Origin of the sequence: Pasteurella testudinis DSM 23072 (assembly GCF_900176075.1) — a bacterium.
Lineage (GTDB): Bacteria > Pseudomonadota > Gammaproteobacteria > Enterobacterales > Pasteurellaceae > Chelonobacter > Chelonobacter testudinis.
The window spans coordinates 1-12,096 of the sequence record NZ_FWWV01000032.1 but is presented as its reverse complement, the minus strand read 5'-3'; the positions used below and the strand labels follow the sequence as shown (position 1 = coordinate 12,096).

Annotated in this window: 11 protein-coding genes and 1 pseudogene; all 12 read right to left on the bottom strand. The window is 44.2% G+C overall.

What is annotated here, in order from left to right:
- Positions 1–248 precede the first annotated feature (248 nt).
- Entirely contained in the window at positions 249–419 is a 171-nt protein-coding gene (locus B8880_RS14415; RefSeq protein ID WP_159460744.1) for a hypothetical protein, read from the bottom strand.
- Between the two features lie 10 nt (positions 420–429).
- A complete protein-coding gene (locus B8880_RS10175; RefSeq protein WP_084257499.1) occupies positions 430–966 on the bottom strand; it encodes a hypothetical protein in 537 nt (178 codons plus the stop codon).
- A 142-nt stretch (positions 967–1,108) separates the two neighbouring features.
- Positions 1,109–2,776, bottom strand: a complete 1,668-nt coding sequence (locus B8880_RS10170) for a terminase large subunit (RefSeq protein WP_084257498.1) — start codon at positions 2,774–2,776, stop codon at positions 1,109–1,111.
- On the bottom strand, positions 2,777–3,142 hold the full coding sequence (locus tag B8880_RS10165) for a phage terminase small subunit P27 family (RefSeq protein ID WP_084257497.1): 366 nt from the start codon (positions 3,140–3,142) through the stop codon (positions 2,777–2,779).
- Between the two features lie 114 nt (positions 3,143–3,256).
- Positions 3,257–5,968: a phage tail tape measure protein gene (locus tag B8880_RS10160; RefSeq protein ID WP_084257496.1), complete on the bottom strand. Its 2,712-nt coding sequence runs from the start codon at positions 5,966–5,968 to the stop codon at positions 3,257–3,259.
- Between the two features lie 2 nt (positions 5,969–5,970).
- A complete protein-coding gene (locus B8880_RS10155) occupies positions 5,971–6,345 on the bottom strand; it encodes an HNH endonuclease signature motif containing protein (protein WP_084257495.1) in 375 nt (124 codons plus the stop codon).
- Positions 6,346–6,356: 11 nt separating this feature from the next.
- Entirely contained in the window at positions 6,357–6,668 is a 312-nt protein-coding gene (locus B8880_RS10150; RefSeq protein ID WP_084257494.1) for a head-tail connector protein, read from the bottom strand.
- Positions 6,658–6,999, bottom strand: coding sequence for a phage head closure protein (locus B8880_RS10145; protein ID WP_084257493.1), 342 nt, complete (start codon positions 6,997–6,999; stop codon positions 6,658–6,660). Before B8880_RS10145 ends, B8880_RS10150 begins: the two co-directional genes overlap by 11 nt.
- Positions 6,983–8,208 (bottom strand): annotated as a pseudogene (locus B8880_RS10140) (phage portal protein). The gene B8880_RS10145 and the pseudogene B8880_RS10140 overlap by 17 nt, the downstream one beginning before the upstream one ends.
- Positions 8,209–8,210: 2 nt before the next feature.
- Positions 8,211–8,759 carry an HK97 family phage prohead protease gene (locus B8880_RS10135; protein WP_084257492.1) on the bottom strand — a complete coding sequence of 183 codons (549 nt, stop codon included), beginning with the start codon at positions 8,757–8,759 and terminating at the stop codon, positions 8,211–8,213.
- A 51-nt stretch (positions 8,760–8,810) separates the two neighbouring features.
- Positions 8,811–9,992 carry a phage major capsid protein gene (locus tag B8880_RS10130; protein ID WP_084257491.1) on the bottom strand — a complete coding sequence of 394 codons (1,182 nt, stop codon included), beginning with the start codon at positions 9,990–9,992 and terminating at the stop codon, positions 8,811–8,813.
- A 412-nt stretch (positions 9,993–10,404) separates the two neighbouring features.
- Positions 10,405–11,679, bottom strand: coding sequence for an integrase arm-type DNA-binding domain-containing protein (locus tag B8880_RS10125; protein ID WP_084257490.1), 1,275 nt, complete (start codon positions 11,677–11,679; stop codon positions 10,405–10,407).
- Positions 11,680–12,096 lie beyond the last annotated feature (417 nt).

Genomic DNA, 12,096 nt, shown 5'->3' with positions numbered 1-12,096 from the left:
TGATACTTACAGTTCCATCTTGTGTGTGATAAACTCGAATCGTCATTGGATTTATTTGCCATTGGCATATCCTCCTATATTTTGAATTTTGGTTGTCAGCCTTATTCATTATATCGGAGGATTTTTTCTTTTCATCGCTTAAGCTCTTTGATTCCATACGCATAGCGTATGGTTTTTATAGGCAGTCTTCGTCTGCCTATAAATAAAAAAGCACTACTTTAGTAGTGCTTTCTCAATGCTATTATTGCTTAAGCAGCGTTTTTATTTTTATGAATCTTTTTTCTACCATGCGCTTCTTGTCCTTTACACAAAAAGCGATCATCATTAAGCATTTTAGGGGCGGCATTTATTAGCAGTTCCATTGCCTTTCCGGTGCGCTCATAAACTTCTTTAGCTGAAAATTCTATTGATTTTTTCATATTATCCACCTTAATTACTTTTGATACTATCTTCAATAAGATTTTGTAATTTATCCATTCCTAAAATAAAATCTTCTTCGCCATCTTCTACAAAACCAAATTGCTTATAATAGCTTCGTAGAATTTCATTACCTTTTTCAACATCAATTAGCTTAATATATTGCCCCTGAATCTTTGACATGAATATAAAAGTGGCAAACATAGAAAATAAAAACATTTTCCCATCTAGATGGACACTATTGCCAAATTTCTCAATGCCATAAATTTCTAATGTTTCAGCTTCAATTTTATAAGAGGCTAAAAAAACACCTATTGGCGCATCAATTCCTTTGCGTGTTGCGTCTTTTAATTTAAGACAAAAGTCAAAACTACTATCTGTACTATAATAACAAGTAATAATGTAATCCCAATTTAGGTCCCCATAACCACGTTGGAGTAGTATAAAGTCATTATCGTTTATGCTGCCTACCGCGATAGGTAAATCAAATTGCTCAAGGAGTAACTGAAAATCACATAGAGTTGCACTAACTAGGTGTTCAAACTTCATCTTGTAACTTGCCGTCTTTGCTTGTAGTTTGCCGTTGCTTGTCTAGTCATTCTAGCCGCTCTACTTAAAAATATCAACTATCGCTAGTTCGCCAATTTTTAAACCCGTTTCCAAAATCCTCAATAGAGGTTTTGACGCTAGGTTATAAATCTATGCCGTTGAAGTTATCAAGGGCGGTTTTGTGCGATTCGCTCATTTCAAAGGCAATATCGCCATATTCCAGTTGATACGTGCCGAACGCCATTAAGAACGCAATTGCCGGATCTATTTTGTTGGCGGCTTTCTTCTTGTTGGGCTTGATATTGGCGTTGGCGTCGGTTTCCATAACCACATTAGACAGCGCCCACGCTAAAACCGGATCGCCGTTGTGTTCGATGACCTGCCGATTAATCAGCACTTCCGCCGATTTCGCTACCGGGCTGAAACGCTGATAGGTTTGGGGGAACGGTTCTACTTCAAGCCCTGCGCCTTGTAATTGGGTTCTTAGGTGTGTGGCGTTCCATACGTCAAAGCCGATTGTTTTCAGCTCAAATCGTTCTGCGTCCTTTAGAATATCGTCGCGGATTTTGTCATAATCGATACAATCGCCCTCGGTGGTGATCAGCCAACCTTGCCGCACCCATTGCCGATAGATTGCCCGATTCTTGTTGGCCACGTTGTTAAGCTGAAATTCGGGGATATAGTGCCGGGCATACAACCGCACTTTGTTACCATGCGGAAAGGCATAACATACGCTGGTTAAATCGTTGGTGCTGGATAAATCCAAGCCCATATAGCATTCTTTCAGGTGTAAATCGGCTTCACTGTAAACCCGTTGGCACGCCGCCCAATTGCCATCCCCCAGCCACGGCGTAGAACCTTGGCACCACACATTAAAGCGCTTAGTCAGCATTTCCACCCACTCCGACGGTATGCCGCGCGCTTTCTTGATGGTATTTTCAAAATCTAAGTGCGGTATCGATTTGCCGATATTCGGATTAGCCTTGATCCAATTGTCGGGGTTGTCTATTTCGCTCTCTTCGTCCAGCTCAAAAATCAGCACGAATAATGAATCGTTCTGCTCGTTGCCGTCTAAAATTTGACAACAATAATCATAATGCTGTTTACAGGCAGAAATAACGTTACTGCCGGCAGTGGTGATCGCAAATAGCAATCCCTCAGGGCGTGCGCCTTGTCCTAATTCCAGTGCGCTGTACACGCTGTTATCACTGTGTAAGTGGTACTCGTCGACAATCGCTAGGCTGGGATTGGTTCCCTCTATTGTGCTGGATTTCGCCGCCAGCGGCCGCATAAGGCTGTTGTTTTTCGGGTAGATCATTTTATGCTGCAGTATGCTGACCCGTTTTTTAAGCGGCTTCGATAGCAAGCACATTTGGCGTGCGTCATCAAACACGATTCGAGCTTGGTCTCGGCTGACGGCGGCAGTGTAAATATCCTGTTGCCCCGGCTCCATAATCAGAAACCAGTTAGCCAGCACGGCGGCAATGGTAGATTTAGCGTTTTTGCGCGCCACCTGAACATAAGCAGAACGGTATTTTCTTAATCCAGTCTCTTTATGCTTGAAGCCGAACAGGTTGGCAAATAAAAATTGTTGCCAGTCTGAAAGCTCAATCGGCTGGCCGCGCAAGTGGCCTTTAACGTGCGGGCATAACTTGGCAAACGCCATAAATCTGTTAACGGTGCTTTCGTCAAAGGTGTAACGAGGGTTTTCCAAGTCCGAAAAATAGCGTGCCACCGCCTGTTTTATGCGCTTACAGGCAATGATTTGCCCGTCTTTAACCGCCGTTGCGTAGTTATGCCATTCGCTCATTTACGCCCCTAGCTGGTCTAACTCGTCAATATCTTCGGTTTCCACAGGCGTTTTACGGCGGCTGACCGGATCGAAACCCAGCAAAGACGACATTTTAATCATGATTTTTTCGGCGTCCGCTTTCGCAGTCAGTGCCGGATTGCGGGCTTCCGTGCCTTGTGAGTTGGTGATCGAAAAGCCACGCTGTGCCAAGTCCTGAACCGCCCGGCGATAAAGCGAGTAGTTCAAGCAGTACATTTCAAGGTGAACTAAATCCGCGTCTTGAATATCGCCACGCTCCAAGAGTTGTTTAATTCGGGCTTTCCATTGCTGTGTTGCGATCTCGTCTAAGTAGTCCGGTACTTTCGGGGTTCTGCGTCTCGTCATTGTGTGTCCTATATTTTCAAAAAAATCATCGTGCGTAAAAATTAGAGGGGGCGGGCGGTTCTTAGGGGAAGCGCTTTTGTTTTTAAAACTCCCCCCACCCCATGTCAGTTCTAATTAAGTAAAAGCTCCGCCAGCACGTAAGTTATTCATTATTCGCCGATCTGCTGCGCTCTCTGCTATCTTATTCATTGTCTCGATCAGCTCTACAGTCAGCTTCACTTGCCCATTTTCTTCTGATTGGGTCACTTTTGCTTTCATTGGCTGCCCATAGTTATTTACTTCTACCTTGATAGGCTTGTTTTGTGTGGTGGTGTGGACTGTTGGCAGGCTCATACCACCACCGCCGGAGAATCCTCTTGAGCGTTTTTGGTAGTTCAACATATCCAAATAATCAACACCTAAGCGACTTGTGGCTTCTTTCGTCAGTACATATTCGCCCTTATGAACTATTCCTGCGGGTTGATATTTGCCACCGTAGCCGGTAAAACCGCCATCATCAAAGCCTGCCAAACCGCCATGCGCAAAAACAAACCCGCCATCAGATTTCCCACCCATCCATGACATATCAAAACCAAGGGCTTTACCGCCAGCTTTAAGAGCATTAAATATCATCATCTTGATAATCATATTAGATATGTCTTTAATGATAGATTTTGCCAATCCTCGGAAGTCCGCTTTCCCCGTCATTACCAAATCAGTTAAGGCACCACTCATACCGCCCAATGCTTGTTGTGTGATTTGTGACACATTACCCATAACATCCATTGCGGAATCACCAAACTTAGCAAAGCCATCTTTAAGCCCTGCTATTGGATCGGCTTGCGTCAGCTCCTTGAGCTTAAATAGCTTTTCTTGTTGCTTTTTGACCAGCTCGTATTGCTTAGTTAATTCAGATTGATATTGCGGAGATAGCTGGATCATCAGCTTTTGATATTCCATCTCTAGCTGATTGGCAGCGGTTAGCTTTTCTCTTTCGCTGGCAAGTAAGCCAATCATGCTTATTTCATCAGTCTGAGCTTGGATTTTCTGCTTCTGAGCGGTGATAAAATCACGAATCTGATCTACTTCGGATTTGCCGCGTCCTTTTTTCTTTTCGCTGCTAAGATTAGATAAAGCGGAAGATACACCCCCTTGAGATAAGTCAACCGGATCATCTTGAGCATTTGCTTCTTTGCCTCTTAATCCAGCTTGAGCGAGGTATTCATTCAGACCTTGACCCAATCCGCCTAAGTAGTCTTTGCTATTGGCGATGTTATAAATCTTGTCTAATTCTTTTTTAAATGATTTCTCTGCTTCTGTTGGTGGCAAAATAAAATCATCTAGCCTTACTTGCCAGCCTGACGTATCTACCAACCCGCCATCTTTACCAAATGATTTAGCAATATAATTTAGTAGCTCTATTGGTGCTTTAAGAAAATCAATGATCTTGTTAACGCCCATTTCCACAAGTTTAACCAATCCATTAATCGCCGCTTTTCCAAAACTTCTCATTGCCACCGGGAAATTACTCCAGATTAATTTGATCGATTGATAGCTAAAATCAAAGATACCAATAAACCGATTCCCAATATGTTTTCCAGCGGCTAAAAGCTCATTAAGGGATTGTGAAACAGTGGGCACTATATCGCCGAAATATTTGCCTACCTCTTGGGTAGCTGTATCAAAGGTGCTTTTTAACCAACTTCCAGCATCCGAAATGGCATCTTTGAAATCCATCCAAACGCCTGTAGCCACATCGCCCCATGTTGTTTGTAGTACATCAGAACCAAACTGGAGATCCGATATAAACTGATCGAACACATACGCCGCACCAATTACACCGGCAACAAATAACCCTAACGGATTTTTAAATAATGCGGTTGTCGTACCATTTATAGCTACGGTCAACCTATTAAAGCCCGTTGCCATTAATCCCACACCTTGAAGATTTGCCCTAAATTTTGTTGCGGATGAAATTAGATTAAAAGAAGTGTAAGCGGATGCTGCGTACAATGTCGCTTTAGCCAGCGTATCAAAGTTTAATGCTAGCGTGGATATAAGCCCGGCAAGTCCTCCCATGACCCCGGTAGATGATTCAATCCCGCCAACCCATGACATAACACTATCTTTCATTTGTGTCATGGCTTTGCCGAATGTAATAGGCAATTCATTAAACTCAGCTTCAATCTTTTCCCTTGCGGATCTCATGGACTCAACAATAATTTGAGAAGTAATAACTCCCTCGCTTGATAATTTTCTAACCTCGGCAGCACTTTTCCCCATATATTCGGCAACTACTTCAAGAATAATCGGGGCATTTTCAGAAATAGAGCGGAACTCATCACCTTGTAACCGCCCAGAACCTAATGCCTGTGAGAGTTGATAAAGCGCTGCCGATTGTTCTTGTGCGCTTCGTCCACCCAGTGCCATTGCTTTATTTAAAGTTTCGGTGAAATCTAAAACTCGCTGTTGACTATAGCCATACTCTTTTAATGCCCTTGTCGAACGTGTATATAAAGAGATTGTTTCATTCATTCCGGCGTAGGTATGCTGTGAAATATTAAATAATTCACGTTGCACTTGTTTATATTCTTGGGTTGAGGTTGTTACTAACCTAATTTGAGAATTTAAACTCTTCATGGTGTCAGACATTTGAATTAGTGAGTTAATTCCACCAATCCCCATTCCTACTGCCATCAATGATTTTAAATCTCTAACCATTTTCAATAATGAATTAACAGATTTCTCCGTTTTTCCCGCTTGAAGTTCGATCGTTTTTAATTCATCAGTGACCTTTACCGCGCCAGTTGATGAAATTTGAATACTTAATTTTGCGAAGTCTGCCATGATTAATTCTCCTTGGTTTTACTCTTAACCGCACCAAATCCACGATTATCTATCACCCTTGTCTTGTAGCTGTGACAGTCACGGCATAAGGCTTGATGATTGTCAGCCGCCCAAAACAGCGGATCGGCTTGACCGTTCTCAATTGGCTTAATGTGGTCTATCACCGTTGCCGGCGTGTATTTGCCTTTGGTTAAGCACATCACACATAGCGGGTGCGCCTTGAGGTATTGCGCCCGGTATTTGCTCCAACGGCTATCGTAGCCACGCTGTGCGGCGGATGGGCGGTTATCCTTGGGCTTGTGTTCGTCACACCGTCCGAACCGCACTTTGTTACGGCAACCGGGATAGGTGCAACGCCGTAATGGCTGAAAGGGCATAAGCAATCACCTCAATATAAACCGGGTTCACGGTACACATTCCATAACGCGCTAATCGACATTGGCACGGCATGCAGTGGGGTATCGGTAGTGATTTCCCGATTGGCGTACAAATGCCCGACATACATCAAACAGCCAATCTTGATAGACTGATTAAAGGGTACCGTCTTATCGGTCAGACTATCGCCAAAAGTTTTACCGATATGTGTCTGTGCCACCTCAAGGGCGGCCGCGATATAACCCTGAATCAAATTGTTGTCCATATCGTGATCGACAATTAACTGCGCTTTAGCTTCGTCTAAGCTGATTAAACTACCGGGCATAGGCTTCCCCCTCTTTACACATCAATTGAATTTCTCGGTGACTTTCTCGGCTGTCTATCACCGAATAAATCGCCAATAGGCGATCACCGTATTTCAACCGCATTTTATTGGTGATGTTCGGCAGATAGCGAATGCGCACCCGGATAATGTTTTCTCCCAATTGATAAGGCCCGCTAAAGTATTCCCGTCCTTGTAAGGGTTCGATAGCGGCGTGAACGGTAGTCACGTCTTCCCATGTGGTCGTATGGTGTCCGTAATTGTTCGGTGTGCTAATCGGGCGTTGGATTGTGACCTGCTTGTTATAGCGTCCTGCCTTAATCATTCTTGCCATCGTTCGCCCCTTTCTTGCTATCGCCTTTTTTCACTTCGACGGTCTGCTTCCATGCTTGACTAAATTCATCACCACCGGCATACGGGGTTAACCCCTCTTTACGGCGAACTTCATTCGGGCACATCACGCCGGATTTAATCGCCACATCGTAACTATCGAAGCGGTCGTTCTGACTGGTACGCAATAAATCGCTGGTGTCAAATTCGATTAAATAGCGCGGTGAAGTGCGGTTCAAATCCACCATTAACGCGTCTTTTAACTGCTGCTCGAAGTTGGTTAACCACGGGCGCAAGGTTTGCGATAAAAAGGCTCTGCTGGCTTCGCTGAAATTGCTGTAGCTGCTGTTGGAATAGTCTTGTAAAAAATCGGACTGATATTGAAAATTCGGGCAATATCGCTAATCGTGAAAGTACGGCTCTGTAGCCATTCCGCATCTTGGTTTGTCATGCCAAGCTGTTTATACTCCATTGAGCCTTCCAGCACTGGGGTTTTCCCAGCATTGGCGGCACCACGATAACGATCAAGCGATTTTAACGTTTTTTCACCCTTAACGCCGTCTAACCATTCCGCTGTCGTAATAATCCCACTGGGCATTAAGCCGTTTTTCATCACCGCCGATCCATGGCGTTGCTGTGCTAATCCCAGCCCAATGGTTTCCCGGCAAATCGTAATCGGCGAACGCCCGATAAAGCCGTCATCGGACGAGTGGCGCAAGTGTAAAATCTCGTCCTGTAGATAGGTTTTGACCTTGCCACTTAAATCAGTGATTTGATAAATATAGCTGCCGTCGGCCTTACGCTGAATATTAACCGCACTTGGGGGGTATGGCGTTAACGATAACGGCTCACCGCTTTTATCCCACTCAATCACCGCATAGGCATTACCATTTAACAAACAGTGCCTCATCATCGTGTATTTGAACTGGTACGGCGTTTGATTGCGGTTCGGCATTTCATTCAGCAAGAAATCCACCGCACTGTTAAATACCCGTTCCCGTCCGTCTTTTTCCAAGCGATACAGATAACAGGGCATAGCAGCCACCGCTTCACTGATCACCGTGACCGCATTCAATACCGCAGGCAAGGCTTCGGCCGTGGACGGGCTGACAAATTCCCCCGCGCCGGTATTGCTTGCCCCGAGATAAGATAAATACTCGTCAACGGTGAACGCATTGCGTTGTTCCGTTTTGCGTTTAAATAAACCAAACATGATCACACCTCAGCCAAATCCGCCCACCGCTGATAAAGTGCGGTAGGGTTCTGTTGTTTTCGGGCTTCTGCCATTGAGCGCTGGGCGATTTGAACACTGTTTTCCGGATAGGCGGGAATGCTGGTTATAGTGATTTCTACCAGCTCGGCACGATTGACGGTGCGCAACATCGGCTCCTGTTCAAAATCCCACGAATCGGACAGGGTACGGAAACCGAACGACATACCGGAAATATCGCCACGTTCAACCGATACCAGCAAATCACGCCCTAATGTGGTGTCTGGCGGTACTAACTCAAAACGTAAGCCGGTGTTATCTTCCACCAGCGATAACGTACCTGCCGCAGTTCTGCCCAGTAATTTAGTGTGATCGTGTTCAAACAACGCCCGCACGTCTTGCCCCTCGGCCAGTGATTCCGCAAACGCATTGGGCGCGAACTGCTCGACAAAATCCCATAGCGGTTTAGATTGGCTGTTCCAACGCACCACATAGCCGATTAATTTTTGATTATCACAACTGATTTCTGATGACCGGGTTTCAAATTCTTTCATACTGTCCCCACTGATAAAAAAGGGGACTTGCCGCCCCCTGATTCCCTCGGCTTATGCCTTGGTTTCAATAAATTTGATGGCGTTGGAATCCACCACGCCACCGCCTAAATATTTATCGGTGTGGACTTTATAAAAGCCCGGTGAGGTGATGCTATCCGGACGCGTACGGACGCCGGTTTCATGATCCACAATGTAATAACCGCGCTTGAAGTCACCCAAGGCGATCACCGCTTTACCTGCGCCGCCTGTCGGCATGGTTTCCAAATAGTGAACCGGTAAGCCTAACAGGGTGGCGGGCGCACCGGCAGATAACCCATCACGCCAGATATAATCACCGTTACCGTTTTTCAGTTTTTGAAGTTGAGCGGCAATCGCTGAACTCATCACCCACACCGCATTTTTACGATATTTACTGTGTAACGTATAAAGCAGATCAATCAAGCTATCGGCGGTAATCCCTGCGGCGTTCGCCACTTCCAATTTTTGAAGTGTGCCAAAAGCACGCGTTTTATCGGCGGTGGTCGCACGGGTATTGGTTAATAAACCTTTCGCTTTTTTATCGCCGTCACCGTCGGTTAAATCGGTTTCTTCGGTTTCGGTAAAGGTTTCGCTGATTTCTTCCGTCAGCCAGCCCAGCACATCAATTGAGCTGAAATCCAAGATTTCTTGGGTGGTTTTCGGATAGGCATAAATCGCATTTAAGGCGATAGTGACTTCATTCAGTTTCGGCGTATTGGTTTCCGTGCGTGCTGTGCCTTCCGTTCCGTGTTGAACCGTGGCACCACCGGCAGAAACCAATTTTTTATACTCTTTTGCCCCCATCGGCAAACGCACCACATGACAAATTTGACGCATAACGCTGTCATCGGTCAAACGGGTCATGACTTGCTTATCCAACTGCGGAATAACCGAATAGCCGCCGTCATCTTTGGCGGTGGTGGACAGTGAACGCAATTCGCCCGTTTTGATGTAGTGGCGCAAATCGTCATTGTTTAATGGTGCCTGCTTGGTTTCTACCGGCTGCCCCTGCTTACTGCGCTCTTCATCGGCTAACGATTCATAGCGCGCAATATCGGTATTCAGTGCGGTCACTTGGTTACGCAATTCGTCAAAGGTTTTTGCTTCCTCATCGCTTAAACTGCGGTTTTCGGTATCGGCTTGGGTCAGCATATTGCGCATATCCTCAGCCAGTTTTGCCTTTTGTTGGCGTAATTCGAGTAATTTTTTAAACATGGTGATTAATCCCTTGAAAGTTATCTTAATTAAGACGGCTACAAGTAGCCCATATCATAAGATAAACACTTCTAAGATGTTGTAAATAGAGGGTTTTTAAAGCGATAGGGTGCGAAAGAGTACGAACAAGGAATTTACAAAACTATTTAAGGGTAACTGGCTTTTTTCACAAATTGATCGTGTTTTTCGATCTTACTTTTGCCAAGGAATGAAATTGATAAATCTATTTTTACCCCCTTATCTATTCTTTATCTATTTATTCATCTACTTCTATTTTTTCTTTAGAAATCAAAAAAATAAATATATATAAGAGTAAATAAATAGATAAGTAGATAAGAATCTAAAAGTTTCAAAAAAATATATGAGCATATAAAAAAGCCAACCTTAAAGGCTGGCTAGTGCTTCTCTTGGCTTAAGCATTGACAACTTGAAGATGAAACTTTGGTATAACGTTTTGTGCTGATTGTTCGACATAATCGCCCCACCACTGAAGCATATCAAAACGATGTGGCAGATATTCAGCTCTCAAGTAAGCCATGCGGACATCATCGTTATTAATATGTGATAAGGCTACCTCGATTAAATCTTTATCAAATCGGCGTAAACCGTCTGGCGTTCTGGCTTCGTTCAAGACTGTGCTGGCAATTGCGCGCATACCGTGCGCCACCAGCTTGCCTTGGTACCCAATTCTTTTAATGGCGGCGTTTGCCGTCTGCGTGTTTATGTGGGTTGCTGGGTTTTTAATGCTTGGGAATAAATACGTTTTGCCACCACTGATTTTTTTGATTTCACGAAGAACTGCGATAGCTTGCTTTGATAGCGTAACTTTATGTTCTCGCCCCTCGTCGGTAGTTTTTAAGCCTTTTTGAATGTAGATAGTCCATATTCTTTCTTTCTCGTTTATATCGCTGTAGCGCGCTGTGGCGGCTTCTGCTGGGCGTGTCATTGTCAGCAGTTGCCATTGAATTAAAAGCCGCGTAGTGAGCGTTAAATTAGCGTTTGCGAGGGCTGTCAAAAATTCGCCCAATTGTTCCGGCTTGATTGCTTTCATGTGGGTAACGGTTGGACTGTCAAATTCTTTTCCAATGTTGGCAATTGGATTGTTTTCAATAATTCCCCGGTGTAAGGCGTAAGTCATGATTTCATTCATTTTCTGAATTGCGCGTTTTAAGGTTTCCAGTGTTCCACGGATTTGTAGCGGCTTAAACGCATTGATAGCCATAAGTGCGGTAATTTGTGTTATTGGCAATTCGCCAAAGTGGGGCAGTATATGGCGCTCGATCATGCTCCAAGTATCGGCGGCGGTTTTTGCTGAAAAGTGGGCGCGAGTTCTGCGTTCTTCAAACCATGCGGCGGCAATTTTGGCAAACGTATTGTTATCTGCCTGTTGTTGCCGTTCTATTTCTTGTTGTTGGTGGAGTTGCGGATCGATATTTTGAGCTAGCAATGCTTTAAATTCCTCCCGCTTGGATCTTGCTTGAGCAAGAGAAAGATCAGGATAATTATTTAGGCTGATATAAGTGCGGTTTTTAGTTATCGGCTTGTAATAATTAAATTGCCATGTTTTCACCCCGTTGGGTTTCACCAACAAATACAAGCCGCCACCATCGGCAAGATGATACGGCTTTTCTAATGGTTTTGCTTTATCAACTTGTGTATTGGTTAACCTCTTAACAATCCTAGCCATATCAAGCCTCCGGGCGTTTTTAGTAATACGGTTTTTAGTAATACGATCGGCATATTACTAAACGTATTACTAAAACTCTAGTTTTAAGACGAAAAGAAACGGTAAGCTACGAACAAGAAAAAAGCCTAGAGGCTTGTATTCTCTAGGCTTTCCGATAAGTTACGAACAGTAACGATATATTTTTGGTGGAGCTGGCGGGAGTTGAACCCGTGAGCTGAAAGGCGGTATCTTATTGATATTTAAATTGAATTTTTAATAGGCTTATCCTTGCGGATCATATACGGCTCTTTCTACATTACCCTGATACTCTTTGAGATAAGATCCATAGGTGCGGAAAAGCATTTCAGGTCCTTTATGTCCCATTTGTCTTGATAACCAAAACAGATTAATTCCCCTGCTAATGTGCATTGTAGCAAA